A 15,659-nucleotide genomic window follows, 5' to 3' on the forward strand; every position below is an offset into this window, starting at 1 on the left:
GCGCACCGGCACGCGACGACGAGGAGACCGCTTGATCAGCTGGAGTGCCGGACATCTGTCCAGCACTCCAGCTGGCGCCGTTACGCCTGCGGGCGGCGCCGCCCGAGGTAGAACGCGAGGCCGAGCGCCGCTATGCCGAGACCCGCGACCACTCCGGCCGCCGCCACCAGATACAGCTGCGTGTGGTCGATGCCCGCCGACTCGTCGGAAGCCAGCTGCATCTGGTAGTCGCCGGGCAGCGGCGCCTCCTGCGGTTCACCCAAGCCCGGGTACTGCTGGGTGCGGTGCACCTCGAACTGCCGCTCACCGTTGGGCGCCGTGGCCCATTGGCCCCAAACCGGTGTCGCACCGTCGAGCAACACCTTGCGTCCGCCGTACTGCACGTCGTCGCCGACATCGACGATCTGCCGGACCCGGAACGGCTCGTAGGTGGCGTTCGAGTAGCGCACCTGGACGGGCACGTTGTCGTAGCGCAGCAGCGGAGGCGGCGGCACGAACGGCGCCCCGATCGGCGGGACGTATCCGCCGCCGAAGAAGGTGCCCACGGCCACGTCCGCGGCCAGGTTCGCCGCATTGAGCACCACCGCGGTGAAGCTGTAGGCGGCCAGCGCGGCGGCGTCCACCACCACCCGGCTCAACGGCGGCAGGTAGACGATGCGCGGAGCCCGGTCGTAGACGTAGACGATCCGCACCGGCGCCCGGTACGGGTTGAAGAACACCGGCCGATACCAGCGGTCGTATTCGATCCACCGGCGGTCCCACTGGCGAATCTTCTTGTCCCAGTGCTTCTTATCCCAATCCCAGTGATGATCACGGTCGCGGTGGCGATCCCAGTCGCGATCGTGGTCCCAGTCGCGGTGGCGGTCGTCGATCTTGAACTCCGATCCCACGTGGAATTCGGACTCGAACGGACCCAGCTTCGTCTTGCTCGACAGGTTGAGCGCGCTGGACAGGAAGGCGACATCGTCCTTCTTCGCCGGTTCGGGCTTCACCTCGATCGGCTCGGCCTTCTTGGCCAGTTCGATGTCCGGCTCGGGTGCGTCCATCGTCTCGGGCTCAATCGTCGGAATCCGCTTGGCGGCCTTCGACGGTTGCTGCTCGTCGCCGCCGGAGCCCGGCTTCTCCTGCTCGTTGCGCGGTTGCTGAGCGCCCGGCGTCTCGCCGTTGCGGCCGGGCTTCTCGCCGGTTGCGCCCGGCTTCTCGCCATCAGGCTTCTCGCCGTCCGGCTTCTGCCCGGGGAACTGGTTCCTCGGCGACTCCTGCTTCGGGTCGTCCGGCTTGGCCGCCCCGTCGGTGCCGGGCAGCAGTGCCGGCCCGTCGGCGTTCGGCCCCTTGGGCGAATCACCCGGCGCGGCGTCGTTCTTCGGCGCCTCGACGTTTGGCCGCCCGGCGTTCGGCCGCTCGCTGTTTGGCCGCTCGCTGGTCGGTCCGTCGGGCGCATCTGCGTTCGGTGCCTTCGGCTCGTCCGGCTTGGGCGCGTTCACCTTCGGCGCCTCGACCTGGGGTTGCTCCCTGGGCGCCTCGACCTGGGGTTGCTGTTTTGGCGCCTCGACCTGGGGTTGCTCCTTGGGCGGATCCACCACGCGGGGAGCTTCCTGCCTGGGTGGCGCCTGAACGACGGGCGCTTGCGGCTCGGGCGCTGGGGCGGGCTTCGGCGCGGGCGCCTCCTGCACGGGTGCCGGGGCTACCTGCCGTGGCGCCGGAGCTTCCTGCCGCGGTGCCGGCGGTTCGAACCGCGGCGCTTGCGGCGCCTGCTGCGGCGGCGCCTCCCATTTCGGCGCACGCTCCTGCTTCGGCGCACGCGGCGCCTCACGGGGCGCCTCGTGCTTCGGCGCCTCAGGGACCCATGTCGGGACGATCGGCGGGCCAGGATCGTTCTTGTCTGGCTTGGCGAGGGCCGGCGCTACTCCCCCGGTGAGCGCACTCATGGAAATGACGACTCCCGACGCCAACACCGCAACGGTGCTCCGGTGGAAGCAGGTTCGAAGGGGGACACGCATTTTTTGTCTCGACTCCTCTGGTCAGGGTGTGGGCGGCTAGCCGCCACCGCTGCTATGCAGCAACTCCCCCGACTCTGGCCAAGGGCCAGCAGGCGCCGCGGTGCTACGGGCCCGGGAGGGACGCTAGTGGCGGAGCGACCAACCGGTTCCAACAGTTCAATCGCTTCGGATATTCGAATGCGTTACAGACCTACGATCGACGCACACCTCAACGTGATCGGAGTGCCCCATGCAGACACGTGACCGGCTGTTCATCGGCAACGAATGGGTGGCACCCGCCACCGACCGCACGATTGACGTCATTTCGCCGGTCACCGAAGAGGTGTACGCGCGCACCCCCGACGGGTCACCGGCCGACATCGACCGCGCCGTGGCCGCCGCCCGCGACGCGTTCGACAACGGCCCGTGGCCGCACTTCACACCCGACGAGCGCGCCGACGCGATCGCCGCGCTGTCGCAGGCCTTGCAGGCGCGCGCCGCCGACCTGGCCACTGTCATCACCAACGAGAACGGCGCACCCGCGCAGCAGTCGTTGGGGGTGCAGGTGCTGTCGGCCACCATGCTCTTCGATATTTACGCCGACATCACGCCGCAGTTATCCGTGGAGCGACGAGCGTGTCGGCGCGATGGGCCAGAAGGTGCGGGTGCGCCGGGCGCCCGTGGGCGTGTGCGCAGGGATCGTTCCCTGGAACGTGCCGCTGTACATCATGGCGATGAAGCTCGGGCCGTGTCTGGCGTCGGGGTCGACGATGGTGCTCAAGCCGGCGCCCGAGTCCGCGTTCGACCCCTATCTGCTCGCCGAGGCGGTGCTCGACGCGGGCCTGCCGCCGGGCGTGGTCAACATCGTTGCCGCGTCGCGCGAAGCCAGCGAGCACATCGTCACCCATTCCGGCGTCGACAAGGTGAGCTTCACCGGTTCCACGGCGACAGGCGCGCGTATCGGCGAACTGTGCGGTGCGCAGATCAAGCGGGTCACCCTCGAGTTGGGCGGCAAATCCGCGGCCATCGTGCTCGACGACGTCGACCTCGACGCGCAACTGCAGAACATCATCATGGCCGGGCTGCTGAACAACGGGCAGGCCTGCGCCGCACAGACCCGAATCCTGGCCCCGCGCACGCGGTATCGGGAACTGGTCGACGCACTCGCCGCCGGTGTCGGCGCGATGACGGTCGGCGATCCCAACGATCCGGAGACCGCCGTCGGCCCGGTGGTGGCCGAACGGCAGCGCGACAAGATCGTCGGGCTGCTGGAGGCGGGCAAGGGCGAGGGCGCCAAGCTGGCCGTCGGCGGCGGTACCCCGGCGCACCTGGAGAAGGGTTGGTTCATCGAGCCGACGGTGTTCTACGACGTCGACAACGCGATGCGGATCGCCCGCGAGGAGATCTTCGGGCCGGTGCTGTCGGTCATCCCGTACGAGACCGAGGACGACGCGGTGCGCATCGCCAACGACTCCGACTACGGGTTGTCGGGTTCGGTGTGGACGGCCGACGTCGAACACGGCGCGCAGGTCGCCGCCCGGCTGCGGACCGGCACCGTGCCGGTCAACTCGGCGATGCTCGCCGACTTCAAATCGCCGTTCGGCGGATTCAAGAAGTCGGGCATCGGGCGCGAGTGCGGACCGGAGGGCATCGACCCCTACATCGAATACCAGTCGATCATCTACCCGAACTGATCATGGGCGCCCCGCCGCAAGATCATTACAGCAAACTCTATTAGCTGTCCGTTTCGCCGCGTTTGTCGCCCGGCGAAGTTATGCTCGCAACACTGAATTAGTACGGCTCTCCTGCGTTACCGCGTATCCAGCAACCGTACGAAGCAGCCGGTATTCAAGTCTCGAGCAACGGGGACGCGCAAAGTGACATCGATCGATACGCGAGTGGGCCAACGATTCGGCCACTACGAGCTGACAGCGCTCTTGGGCAAGGGCGGCATGGGCGAGGTGTACGAGGCCTACGACACCGACAAGGGCAGGAAAGTGGCGCTCAAGATCCTGCCCGACCAGTACGCGCAAGATGAGCGATACCGCGCCCGCTTCCTCCGCGAATCGCACGCGGCGGCAATTCTTCAGGAGCCGCACGTCATCCCGATCCACGACTGGGGCGAGATCGACGGCAACCTCTACATCGACATGCGTCTGGTCCAGGGTCAGACGTTGCACGAGCTGATCGGCAAGGGGCCGCTGGAACCCGATCGGGCGGTGGCCATCGTCCAGCAGATCGCCGAAGCGCTCGACGCCGCGCACGAGGAGGGCTTGATCCACCGCGACGTCAAGCCGCAGAACATCATCGTCACGCGAAGCGATTTCGCCTACCTCGTCGACTTCGGCATCGCTGAGACGCACGGCGACGTGCGGCTGACCATGGCCGGCACGCAGATCGGATCGTTCGCCTACATGGCGCCAGAGCGGTTCAACGACGAGCCGAGCACGCCGGCCTCCGACATCTACTCGTTGGCGTGCTTGCTGTATGAGGCGCTGACGGGCGATCTGCCGTTCCCCGGCGACAGCTATGAGCATCTGATCGCGGCGCACGTGTCGTCTCCGCCGCCGAAACCGAGTGAAGCCAACAAACGGGTTCCCGCCGCTTTGGATGCCGTCATCGCTCGTGGCATGGCGAAGGATCCCGACGACCGGTACGGCACCGCGTCGGCGTTCGGTCGCGCGGCACAGCGGGCGGTTCGGGCGAGCGCTGAGGTCGCCGCGCCGGATGTGAATACGCAGATGGCTCCGTGGATCTCACCGCTGCCGAACTCGGTCGACCCACCGGCACCGGGGCGGGCCACTCGCACGGGGCCGACGGTGACGCTCGAGGACGCGGTGACGCGGAGCAGTTCCGTGCCGATCCTCATCATCGGCGTGATCGCGGCGTTGGTGCTCGGCGCGTTGGGAGTCGTGATCGGGCTGCTCGTGTCCGACAGGTCGACGCCCGATAACACCCCTGCGCCGACGACGGTCACCGCGCAACCGCCACCCACCGTCACCGTGCAGGCACCCGCTCCGTCGCCGACCGCGAAGCCCACGGCGGCGCCGCCACCTTCTCCTACGGCTCGAGCTTCGGTGCCCGCGACGGCCCGTCCGCCAGTGGACGCGGCCGTCGCGCAGCTGCGCGCGATCGCGGCCCAGGACCGCTACATCGTCAAGCGGGACGGCGAGAACCTGTGGGTTCCGCAGTTGAGTTCCAAACGGCCAGGCGTCTTCGACGAGGGCCACACGTGGGACAACTCGCAGATCCTGCAGGAGCATCTGCGCCTGCGCGATCAGTACGGAGCCCTGTTGCTGTGGTCGGGTGACTGGTCGGTGTTCGACGCGCCCGACTTCTGGGTCACGATCGCGCCCTTCACCTTCCCCACCTCAGACGGCGCGTTGCAGTGGTGCCGGGATCAGGGGCTGAGCAACAACTACTGCTTCGCCAAGCTCATCAGCACCACGCACCCGCGCAAAGGCACCACCGCGTTGAACTGATGCAGGCCGGGATCGTGCAGCGGGGCAGGTACCGTCGCGATGTGATCTTGTCTGTCCGGGCCGTCCTCGCCGCGCTGTGCGTGGCGTTGGCCGTCGCGGGCTGCAGCCAGCCGACCAAGGTCGATGGCCGCGCGGTGTCGATGCAGTACGACCCGTACCGGGTCGCGGGCCTGCCGACGACGGATGGCCCCAGCGGACCGCGCGTGCCCGCCCCGTCGGCGCTCGGCCGCGTGCAGAACACCGACGACGGAGATATCGACCGCACCGCGCTGCTGGCGATCGACGACATCGAAGACTTCTGGACCAAGCATTACTCCCAGTCGTTCGCCGGTTCGTTCGTTCCGGTGTCCCGGCTCATCTCGGTCGATCCGCGTACGCCGATGACGGTGTGCGGCGAACAGTCAGCGGTGTTCGAGTTCAACGCGCTGTTCTGCGTGCCCGACGACCTGATCGCCTGGGACCGCGTCAATTTGCTGCCCGTGGCCAGAGAGTTCTTCGGCGACATGACGATCAACGGGTTGCTGGCCCACGAATACGGCCATGCGCTGCAGTGGCAGGCCGGGTTGGTCGGTGAGCAGACGTCGTCGATTCTGGTGCGCGAGCAGCAGGCCGACTGCCTGGCCGGTGTCTACCTGCGCTGGGTGGCCGAGGGCAACTCGCCGCGCTTCACCCTGAACACCAGCCGAGCGCTCGACCAGGTACTGGCGGGGGCGATCGCCGGGCGCGACCCGATCTCCACCTATGACACGCTGGCGCTCGACCCTCCGTCGCACGGCACCGCGCTGGAGCGGGTCAGCGCGATTCAGACGGGCTTCGACGCCGGTCCCGATGGTTGTGCCGCAATCGATTCCGCCGAGATCGAGCAGCGCCGCGGCGGTCTCCCGGCGTCGTTGTTCGACACGGCCAGCCCGCAGAGCGACATCGCGATCGACGACCAGACGCTGGCGACGCTGATGGAACTGATGGGTCAGATTTTCCCGATGACGGACCCGCCGACCCTTGCGACCGACGGCAGCGGTTGCCCGGTGGGCCGGCAGCGGCCGGTGGCGTACTGCCCCGACTCGAACACGATCGCCGTCGACATGCCGGCACTGCAGCAGGCCGGCGCGCCCGCCGACGAAAGCGACTTCGTCCTGCTGCAGGGCGACAACACCGCCCTGTCGATGGTCATCTCGCGGTATGTGCTTGCGCTGCAACGCGATCGGGGCCTGCCGCTGGATTCGCCGGTGGCGGCGATGCGCACCGCGTGCCTGACCGGTGTCGCCCAGCGCAAAATGGCCGAACCGATTGAAGGGCCGTCGGGCAACCAGTTGGTCATCGGCGCCGGCGATCTCGACGAGGCGGTGTCGGGACTGCTCACCAACGCGGTGGCGGCCACCGACGTCAACGGCATCCCGGTGCCCTCTGGCTTCACCCGCATCCTGGCGTTCCGCACCGGGCTGCTCGGTGATGCTGAGGGCTGCTTCCAGCGGTTCGCCTGAGAGAATCGGCTCGTGAGCGGACCGCGGGACCATCGGCCCCACCGGCCAGGGCCTGAGGACAAGACAGTGGAGATCCCGCTGCGCCCAGGCGCAGGGGGCAGCACGCCACCGCCGAGCACCGAGGAGCCGTGGTGGAAGAACGCGAACAAGCGCGTCTCTCCCCCGCCGCGCGCGCCGCGGCCGCCGGCCGACAACCCGTATCGGCTGGCCCAACCGGCCGCGCCGAGTCCCCCGCGCAAGAAGCAGCCGAGCCCCACCGCGAAGAGTCACCGCGCAAAGCCGTCGCCGCGGCGACGTCGCGGCGTGCAGCTCCCGATGCTGGTGGCAATCGGTGTCGTCGCGATTTCGGTGGGGGCACTGGGGCTTTGGGTCGGCATGTCGAAACTGGACGTGTTCACGGGCAAGGTGCTCGACGTGTCGAAAGCCGAAGCCGGGGTGCAACGCATACTCGTCGACCCCGTCGAGGGTTACGGCGCCACCAGCGTCAGCGACGTCGTTTGCAACGGCGGCGACGACCCGGTGGTCAAGAAGGGCGCCACCTTCACCTGTGATGTCGTCGTCGACGGCCGCAAACGGCAGGTGTTGGTGCTGTTCGAAGACGACGACGGCACGTATGAGGTCGACAGGCCCCGTTAACGCCGCTGGTGAGCTACCTTAAAGGGACGCGGGTTCAACGACGATTTACTTTCGGCGGCGGGCAGTCCCATGAGCGAATCGCCAGAGTCACTGGTACGGCGGTTCTTCGACGTCTGGGCCGAACCCGACGCCGATGTACTGCGCACCTTCTTCCATGACGAAGCCGTGTGGGTGGACGGGCCGCACGGCGTGCGCCGCGGTGCCGACGCGATCGCCACGGATATCGCCGAACAGTTGAAGTCGCTCGGCGGTGTGACGGTGGACATCACGACGATGGTGCGCGAGGGCCGAACCGTCATGCTCGAACAGGTCAGCCGGGCCAAGGTCGGGGACACACCGATATCGACGGTGGTGATGGCGGTGTTCGAGTTCGACGAGGAGGGCCGCATCACGCAGTGGCGCGAGGCCTACGACCTCAAGTCGATGAACGACCAAATCGAGGCCGCCTCCAAGACGATTCACTCGGGCAGGCCGAAGAGCTGACCGACGCCGCGGACGCGGTACCGTTTAGGCGGGGCCCGATGCGGCTACTTCGTTCGAATCGCTACCCTATGCGCCCGCCACACCCATGACCGATGACGAACTCGACGACGTAACTGCCCCGCTGCCGATAGCGCAGGCGAGGCGGGTCTTGTCCGCCGTCGGCGACCCGACCACCCTGGTGCCCGGCGCGATGGTGGCCGGGCGCTACCGGCTCATCACGTTCTACGGCGCCTGCCGGCACGTCCAGTTCTGGCAGGGAATCGACTTCGTCACCGGAACGGCTGTCGGGCTGAGCCTGGTCGACGTCGAGGGGCAGCTGAACGCCTCGCAGGTCGACGTAATCCTGTCGCTCACAATGCGATTGAGAGGGCTCGACGTCGTCGGTGTCGCCCGCATCCTGCACGTGATGCACACCGGCTCGTTCGGCCTGGTGGCCAGTGAGTGGGTGCATGGCGGAAGCCTGCGGGAGGTCGCCGACACGTCCCCGTCGCCGACCGCCGCGGCCATGGCGTTGAAGTCGTTGATCGTCGCCGCCGATGCGGCGCACCGCGCCGGATTGAGGCTGAGCATCGACCACCCGGGCCGAATCCGGATCAGCACCGAGGGCAACGCTGTGCTCGCGTTTCCGACGTGCCTGCCCGAGGCAACCGTGCGAGACGATCTGCGCGGCATCGGCGGGGCGCTCTACGCGCTGCTCGTCGACCGCTGGCTGGCGGATGACCCGATACCCGCCGGGTGGGTCGCGGCCGACCTCGACGAGGCGGGCTGGCCCAAAGAACCGGCTGCGGTCGACCGTCGTGTCCCGTTCCTGCTGTCGAGCGCGGCCGCCGGGCTGGTCCGCCCGGACAACGGCGTCGACAGCGCGGCCGAGCTTCTCGGTCTGCTGCGGTTGGCGCTCGGTGAGGTCAATACGGCTGATTCTCAGCGGGATTCGTCTGCGGAGGTGATGCCGCCGGTAACGGCGCCCGCGCCCGGTGGCTACGCTGACTTCCGAAACGTCGATCCGACCGACAAGGCGCGGCGGGCCCGCAAGCAGCTGGTGCAGGCGATGCTCATCGCCGCAGCGGTCATCATCGTCGCGGGCGTGGCAATGTTGGGCTCGACGCTCAACGATGTGTTCTCCGGCGACAACACCGCCGCCTTCGACGCGCAACGGCTGGGTTTGAACCCGGACATTCCGGCTGCTCCGGCGCCGTCACCGGTAGCACCGCCGCCGCAGGCCGCGGCGCCGCTAATTCCGGTCTCGGCGTCGGTCTTCTCGCCCGACGGTCGACCGGACAATCCCGACGACGCCGCCAAGGTGATCGACGGCGACCCCGGCACCGCGTGGGCGACCGACCGCTACTTCGACGCCGATCCGTTCCCGAAGTTCAAGGAAGGGCTGGGGCTGCTGGTGAAGCTGCCGCAGCCGACGGCGCTGGACGCGGTGACGGTCGACCTCAGAAGCTCGGGGACGGTCATCCAGATTCGCGGCGCGTCGGGTGATCCCGCAACGCTGGCCGACACGGTGGAGTTGAGCGCGCCCACCCCGATGCAGCCCGGGACGAATCGCATTGCATTGACCAATCGGACTCCCACGCCGAACCTGCTGGTGTGGATCGCAACGCTGGGAAGCACTGACGGCGCAAGCCGGGCCGAGATTTCCGAGATCAGTTTGTCGCCGACGGGCCGCGCCTAGTCTGTCGTTTCCGTATCCGGAGCGCCCGCGAGTTGAAGGCGTCTACGTGTGACCATCGGATGACGCCGTCGCCGCGGCGATCTCGCGGTGGCCACAGCTCACCCAGTCAGCGCTGAGGCGGGGCTGGGGGTCAGTTCGTGCTCACCCGGGTGATTGGTGCTGCGCGGGTGAAGACAGCTCACCCCGCAGCGCGCCAGGCTTGACTTTCGACAGACCTGCGCGCCGGAGCGATCGATTCGGCGCCCCACAATCAAACGTTCAAACCGGACGTAGCAGGTCGAATCCGAGAAACGGGTCACTGATGGGCACAGACTTCGACGGGAAGAAAATCCTTGTCGTCGGCGGCATGGAGCGCCAAGCCACGCTCGGCGTCACCGATCGCGGTGGCAACGCAGTGATCATCGGACGCCCCATCGACGAGATCCTGGACATCGGTGAGGACGAACGTTGTTGTGACTCCAAGACGGTGGACAACAGGGTGCGTCCGTTCCGGGTGATCAGTGCGTGCTCCAAACCGGCCGAATGGATCTACGTGATGAAGTGCTGCGGGGGGCACGCACTGGCTTGCGATCCGTGTCACGAGCACCACCTACAGCCCGCGGTCAACCGGCGCTACTGCACACACTGCTGGCATCCGTTCAGCAGCCTGGCCGACGGCGCGCGTGCGGTATATCGGGTGTAGGGGCGTGGCCCACGCGACTCGATGAGGCCGTCGGCGTCATCGGTGCGGTATCCACTTCCGTTGGCGGCTCACCAACGCAATCGAGGGTGGTCCCGACTGGGATCGAACCAGTGACCTTCCGCGTGTGAGGCGGACGCTCTCCCGCTGAGCTACGAGACCCGGGATCGACGTCGAAGGTTAGCACGCGGCGGCGATGAGCCGAGAATCCGATGCGCTGCTCGCGGGCGGCCTCGCGGGGCATCGATCTGCTATGTAGGGTTTGCCAGTTTTGGGGATTCGCCGAACGAGCACATCTCAGTGAGCTTATCTTGGCGGCATGAAGATGTGGCGATCTTTGCTGGCGGGTGTTGCGGTAGCTGGGCCGTTCGCTATGGGCATGGCGGCCGGGGGTGCCGGGGCTGCGCCCGGGGAGCCGCTCCCCCGCACGGTCCATGAGGTCTCGGAGCTGACCAGCTTCACGTCGCCGTCGGGCAACATCGGCTGCTACATCGACACCGACTATGTGCGGTGCGACATCAAGGAGCGCGACTGGGCGCCCCCGCCGAAGCCGGCGAGCTGCCCGGACTACACCGACTGGGGCCAGGGGCTGCAGCTCGAGGCGGGCAAGCCCGCCGAGGTCGTCTGCGCCGGGGACACAGCACTGACGTCGGGCAATCCGCTGGCGTTCGGCGACACGATCGTGGCCGGCTCGATCGAGTGCACGAGCGCGCCAATGGGCATCTCCTGCCGGGACGTCCAGCACGGCGGAGAGTTCTCTTTGTCACGCCAGGCATACCACCTGGCGTGACCTGCTCAGCTTGTAGCGGAACGGATTTGTACCTTCCCGCTGTGGTCGACTATCGTCGTCCTTCGCGACGGGCGACGATCTCGTCCGTGGCGCGCGGATGTAGCGCAGTTGGTAGCGCATCACCTTGCCAAGGTGAGGGTCGCGGGTTCGAATCCCGTCATCCGCTCGAGGTGCAGTCGCATCAACCCCGACGGTGGAGTGGCCGAGTGGTGAGGCAACGGCCTGCAAAGCCGTGCACACGGGTTCGATTCCCGTCTCCACCTCCAACCAGGCGGTTAAGGCGCGATTAGCTCAGCGGGAGAGCGCTTCCCTGACACGGAAGAGGTCACTGGTTCAATCCCAGTATCGCGCACCACGTCCGATGCAGGTAAGAGTATGTATCTAGATAGTCTTACTAGGGTTTGCACCACATATGCACCACATGCCGGATATCGCGAGGCATGTTTGCTCATAGGTGGACACGAGCGCCTGAGCTGACTTTCCGACCCCAAACAGGGAAGGCTAGCAAATGACAATCACTCCGTCAGTCGATCCGCTGTCGCACAGGACAAGGGGTGACCGATGATGGCCGCGACCTGGCGCGACTACGCCCACCTGCTCACGCCTGAGCAGGTCGCAGACCTCGCAGCTTGGGACGACGGCGTTCGCTTGGAGCTGTTGTTCGGGGACGGGTATTACTACGCATTCCTGAGTCAGTTTCCCGATCCAGAAGACGAACACCGGCGCCGCATGATCACAATGGCGCGCGACGTGTACGGCGCCCGGGGCCTCGGAGGGATGAACTAGGCGCCTCCCTAGAACGACGAAAACCCCTCCCCGAAGGTGATTACGCCGGGGAGGGGTTTTTCGTTCGTCTGAGAGCTGCTGAGACGTTCCCTAAAGCATTTCAGCGAGGCGTCGCTGCGTTCGCAGCAGCAGCTCGTCAACCTGCGCCTCTACCGCTTTGCGGCTTCGGCCCGACAACATGGTGTCGATTAACATTGCGGTGATCACGCCGAGAAGAATCTTCAAGCACGCGGCGCAGTCGCCAATCTGAGCCAGGACGAGATCGGCTGCGTATCGATTTCCCTCCATGGTGGCGCTCAACAGCCGTGCCGCATACGCATGCACATGCGCTATTACAAGGTCCTCGGGGTGGTCCCAGAAACAATGCTCGTGCGTCATTTGTCGTGTCCTTCGGGTTAGGAGATGACCACGGCGATACCGGCCCAGGGGCCGCCGTCTGTTGTCGTGAATGTTGTCGTCTCGTCAGCGGTGTTGACCGCAAGTGCAGAACGATAATCGCCAGATAGGACGAAACCGTTGTTGTAATGGTTCGTTCCGCCCGACAGGCCCGAAAACTTATCGGCACCAACGTTGTTGCCGCCGAACACTTGCAGTGCGATTTGCCCGGGGTCGACCGTGATCGGCCCGTGAGAGAAACTTCCGTCGCCGAAGTCTAATTGCGCAGAGCCGACTGACGCGACGTTGACGAACGAGATCGACTGGCAGGTGGCGCCACTGCCGGACGGTGCGTTGTTGAATGTGACCGACACTGTTGCAGCTCCGCCAGCGACGCCGGTCAGACGCCACAGCTCGACACGCCCCTGCGTACTAAGGTTGTTCATTTCCTCTTGCGCGATCTTGGTCATCGCAACGCCGCCGTAGGTGACGGACGATATCGCGAAGACGGAGGTGTTTCCGTTGACGCTGATTGCGACGAACACGTCCGCGCCCTCTGTCGCGGTGTGCGACCACGATGGGGTTGCAGTGTTGTTGACAGAACCTTCACCAAGTGCGTCGATAGCCAGCACGTCAGCCTTCGCAACTTCAGCGGAACCGAAGGCCTCTGCCGATGAGGCACCGGTAGGCGTGACCTTCATGCGCGTCTTCGCTGTGCCGAACGCCTCAGCAGACTCAATGTCGTTGGCTGTGACGAACTGCTCGATACCGACGTTGGCGGTGCCGAACGCCTGGGCCGAAGCGATGCCGGTAGGCGCGATCTCTTCATCAGTGGCGACAACGAACTTCGCCGTACCGAACGCCTCGTCAGAGGCGATGCCTGTAGGTTCGACGACCAGGATAGAAGCGATCAGCTTGTGCACGACGCTGACCCAGTATTGATCGGTTCGGAAGACCTCTGCTTCAAATGTGGTTGGAGCTTCGCTGTCCATGATCGACAATGGAGACACACTGTTGAGCGCGTTGTATCGCAGGTTTCCGCCATCGTGGTTGCGGAAGCCGCCAGAGCTGTCGATTCTGCCGGCGAACGCCTGAACGGCCATCTCTGCTGCGGCAACGTCAATCTCATGTGTCGGCTGGCTGGTTGACGCGATTGTCACATCGGTCTTCTCGACCGCGCTGATGGACGAAACATTCAGGTAAGACACCGAGTTTGACGCCACATACACACTGGAGCGGTTTAGCTCGACAAACACGGTGTGGGTTCCCCCGGGGATATTGGCCAGCCCGAAGCGGTAGAACTGCCCAGGGAGCGTAAAGGCGCCGATTTCCTCCACGACAGCCAACTGCGTCATGGCGGTGCCAGCGTAGGTGACCGAGAGACCCGGGCACGGGGACCCCACGCACACGTCCACGATCAGGTAGGCGCTCTGCGTCCCATTGTGCGAATACGAGATCGACGTTTCAAAGAATGTATTCTGCGACCGACCGGCGCCCACTGCGTCGAACTGCGGCGGTGATGGAATCCTGGTGTTGCCGAACGCTTCTGCGGAGGGAATGCCCTGCATTTCGAGTAGCCATCCACGAATCAGTTCGGTGGTTCCGAATGCCTCACCGGATTCGATGGAATCGGCGCGCATAACCTTTTCGGCAGCATACGCGACGATTGGCTCCCCCATTTCCCCCGGGCCAATCCCCAAGGGCGAAATGACCTGTGGGTAGACAACCGAGACATCGCCGAAGGCTTCCTCGGAGGGAATGCCTTCAACGACTGCCCTTTTAGCGAGAGTTGGCGTGCCAACGGCTTCCTCGGAGGGGATACCAGTTAGTTCGGAGACAAAGCTGGCGGCCCACCAATAGATGCCGCCCGCCTGCTGCGGGGTGTTGGGGGCGGTCATAACTTAGACCGCCGCCCAGACCCGTCGATACGCGCCAACGGACGCCAGCACATCGGCGTCGAGTTCGACTGTGCCGCCGGTCAGTCCCCATTGAAGGCGTACGTCGTCCACTTCCTTTTCACGTAACTGACCTGCAACGTTTTGCCGGCGCTCGTAGAGACGGCTGGCTTGGATCATCGTGGCAAGCTTGATCGCGTTGGGCACGGCGGACCAGCCCCACCGCGCCGACACGCGCACACCATGATGTAACCCGTTGGGCTTGACGGGCGATGACGGCAGAATCTCAATCGCTGTCCACGGCTTGCCGATCGCCGCAGCGTTGATCGGAGTCAAACGGTACTCAGTGATTTCGGCCTCTGGTACGCCGTCCTGATCGTTGTCAACTTCCACAGTCAACGACGTATCGGTCATCAGGTCATCGATGCCGACAAGCCAGCGGTCGTGGTGCCATTCGGCGGTGTAATACCGGAACTCGCTTGAGCTGATCTGACCGAACTGGCGGTTGCAGGCCCGGTCGATAGCTCGCGAAGCTGCCTCGGTGGCTAGGGCTAACTCGGGGTCCACTTCGACCCCGAGCCAGCCAGCCAGGTCAGCCGCCGAAGCATACGGTGGCTGCCACGGCATGGTTACGCCACGTCCTCGGTGGCCAGAACGACATACGCCTTGCGGTTTTGAATCGTGCCGTCAGCGCGCTCCCACGCGACATATTCGACCTGCCCGTTGTTCATGCGGGTATAGGGGTTGACGACAACCGTCAGCGGAGCGACGCGCCGAATGACGTACGCCTCCCGAAGATCGCCCAGAACAGCAAAATTCGTCGCGTCACCGGTCGGATTCGGGAAACTCTGATCAAGCACGACAGGGTAGCCGAGAAGCGTCTTCTGCGGTTCCTGGCCCGCGCCGCTAACCGCCTGATCAAAGATCAGCGGACGACCATTGCCATCCTCGATCTTGCGGATCGAGGTCCACGTTGCTTTGTTGAAAACCCACCGCGCATTCTGCTCGTACGAAGGATCAAGCGCGGCCTCAAGGTCCATGAGATCCGCATATGTGATGGTCGTGCCGGTCGCCAGGGCGTGGTCAGGGGTCAGCGCGGCATGGCAGATGCCCAGCGGCAACGTGGTGCCGGTACCAACGGCCCAGTCGCTCGCCTGCTTACGCATGATCCGCTCACCGAGCTTGCGGGCCACCAAACCCTGAATGTCAAACTCGCTGTCCTGCAACAGCTCCACCGAGACCCGCAGCGGGGTCGTCGTGCCCGCGCCAGACGAGGTGTACTTGAACGCTTTCAAGTTCACGGTGCCGAACGTGAGATTGGCTATGTCAACTCGAATTGGCCCCGGCTGGGCGGTTCGAAGTGGCCCCGCCCGGGGAAGGCTGGAGTTGCCGTGC

At 65.6% G+C, this 15,659-nt stretch carries 13 protein-coding genes, 4 tRNA genes and 1 pseudogene; 12 read left to right on the forward strand and 6 right to left on the reverse strand.

Translation table 11 applies throughout. The annotated features are described in order from the left end of the window. Positions 1 to 80 precede the first annotated feature (80 nt). Positions 81 to 1,928 carry a hypothetical protein gene (locus CQY20_RS26055; RefSeq protein ID WP_133119134.1) on the reverse strand — a complete coding sequence of 616 codons (1,848 nt, stop codon included), beginning with the start codon at positions 1,926 to 1,928 and terminating at the stop codon, positions 81 to 83. Positions 1,929 to 2,229: 301 nt separating this feature from the next. Here CQY20_RS26055 and CQY20_RS26060 point away from each other — a divergent pair. From CQY20_RS26060 to CQY20_RS35230, 7 genes and pseudogenes are all read left to right on the forward strand, one after another. Beyond that, positions 2,230 to 3,673 (forward strand): annotated as a pseudogene (locus CQY20_RS26060) (aldehyde dehydrogenase). A 192-nt stretch (positions 3,674 to 3,865) separates the two neighbouring features. Next, entirely contained in the window at positions 3,866 to 5,461 is a 1,596-nt protein-coding gene (locus CQY20_RS26065; protein ID WP_097943005.1) for a serine/threonine-protein kinase, read from the forward strand. Continuing rightward, positions 5,461 to 6,942, forward strand: coding sequence for a neutral zinc metallopeptidase (locus CQY20_RS26070; RefSeq protein WP_163700338.1), 1,482 nt, complete (start codon positions 5,461 to 5,463; stop codon positions 6,940 to 6,942). The genes CQY20_RS26065 and CQY20_RS26070 overlap by 1 nt, the downstream gene beginning before the upstream one ends. Before the next feature lie 12 nt (positions 6,943 to 6,954). Next, positions 6,955 to 7,578: a DUF4333 domain-containing protein gene (locus CQY20_RS35675; protein ID WP_234816423.1), complete on the forward strand. Its 624-nt coding sequence runs from the start codon at positions 6,955 to 6,957 to the stop codon at positions 7,576 to 7,578. A gap of 69 nt (positions 7,579 to 7,647) precedes the next feature. After that, positions 7,648 to 8,061 carry a nuclear transport factor 2 family protein gene (locus CQY20_RS26080; protein WP_097942988.1) on the forward strand — a complete coding sequence of 138 codons (414 nt, stop codon included), beginning with the start codon at positions 7,648 to 7,650 and terminating at the stop codon, positions 8,059 to 8,061. Between the two features lie 85 nt (positions 8,062 to 8,146). Beyond that, positions 8,147 to 9,739, forward strand: a complete 1,593-nt coding sequence (locus tag CQY20_RS26085) for a protein kinase family protein (RefSeq protein WP_097942990.1) — start codon at positions 8,147 to 8,149, stop codon at positions 9,737 to 9,739. A 301-nt stretch (positions 9,740 to 10,040) separates the two neighbouring features. Continuing rightward, positions 10,041 to 10,421, forward strand: coding sequence for a hypothetical protein (locus CQY20_RS35230; protein WP_174814637.1), 381 nt, complete (start codon positions 10,041 to 10,043; stop codon positions 10,419 to 10,421). 87 nt (positions 10,422 to 10,508) lie between these two features. On the opposite strand, the gene CQY20_RS26095 is transcribed toward CQY20_RS35230, so the two are convergent. Further along, positions 10,509 to 10,580 (reverse strand) — tRNA-Val (locus CQY20_RS26095). 157 nt (positions 10,581 to 10,737) lie between these two features. Here CQY20_RS26095 and CQY20_RS26100 point away from each other — a divergent pair. The 5 genes from CQY20_RS26100 to CQY20_RS26120 all read left to right on the forward strand — a co-directional run bounded on the left by CQY20_RS26100 (position 10,738) and on the right by CQY20_RS26120 (position 11,994). Beyond that, positions 10,738 to 11,208, forward strand: coding sequence for a DUF6636 domain-containing protein (locus CQY20_RS26100; protein WP_174814638.1), 471 nt, complete (start codon positions 10,738 to 10,740; stop codon positions 11,206 to 11,208). A 93-nt stretch (positions 11,209 to 11,301) separates the two neighbouring features. Continuing rightward, positions 11,302 to 11,374, forward strand: a tRNA-Gly gene (locus CQY20_RS26105). 26 nt (positions 11,375 to 11,400) lie between these two features. Then, positions 11,401 to 11,474 (forward strand) — tRNA-Cys (locus tag CQY20_RS26110). 14 nt (positions 11,475 to 11,488) lie between these two features. Continuing rightward, positions 11,489 to 11,563: transfer RNA gene (locus tag CQY20_RS26115), tRNA-Val, on the forward strand. A gap of 206 nt (positions 11,564 to 11,769) precedes the next feature. Then, positions 11,770 to 11,994, forward strand: a complete 225-nt coding sequence (locus CQY20_RS26120; protein WP_097942992.1) for a hypothetical protein — start codon at positions 11,770 to 11,772, stop codon at positions 11,992 to 11,994. 90 nt (positions 11,995 to 12,084) lie between these two features. On the opposite strand, the gene CQY20_RS26125 is transcribed toward CQY20_RS26120, so the two are convergent. The 4 genes from CQY20_RS26125 to CQY20_RS26140 all read right to left on the reverse strand — a co-directional run. Continuing rightward, positions 12,085 to 12,372 carry a hypothetical protein gene (locus CQY20_RS26125; RefSeq protein WP_097942993.1) on the reverse strand — a complete coding sequence of 96 codons (288 nt, stop codon included), beginning with the start codon at positions 12,370 to 12,372 and terminating at the stop codon, positions 12,085 to 12,087. 17 nt (positions 12,373 to 12,389) lie between these two features. Further along, the gene (locus CQY20_RS26130) at positions 12,390 to 14,267 is read right to left on the reverse strand and encodes a hypothetical protein (RefSeq protein WP_133119135.1); all 1,878 of its coding nucleotides are present in this window, start codon (positions 14,265 to 14,267) and stop codon (positions 12,390 to 12,392) included. A gap of 3 nt (positions 14,268 to 14,270) precedes the next feature. After that, positions 14,271 to 14,891 carry a hypothetical protein gene (locus CQY20_RS26135; RefSeq protein WP_097942997.1) on the reverse strand — a complete coding sequence of 207 codons (621 nt, stop codon included), beginning with the start codon at positions 14,889 to 14,891 and terminating at the stop codon, positions 14,271 to 14,273. Between the two features lie 2 nt (positions 14,892 to 14,893). Further along, positions 14,894 to 15,659 (reverse strand): phage major capsid protein (locus tag CQY20_RS26140; protein WP_133119136.1); only part of this gene is annotated, 766 nt, incomplete at its 5' end.

This window comes from Mycolicibacterium agri (genome assembly GCF_002553505.1).
GTDB classification, from domain to species: domain Bacteria; phylum Actinomycetota; class Actinomycetes; order Mycobacteriales; family Mycobacteriaceae; genus Mycobacterium; species Mycobacterium agri.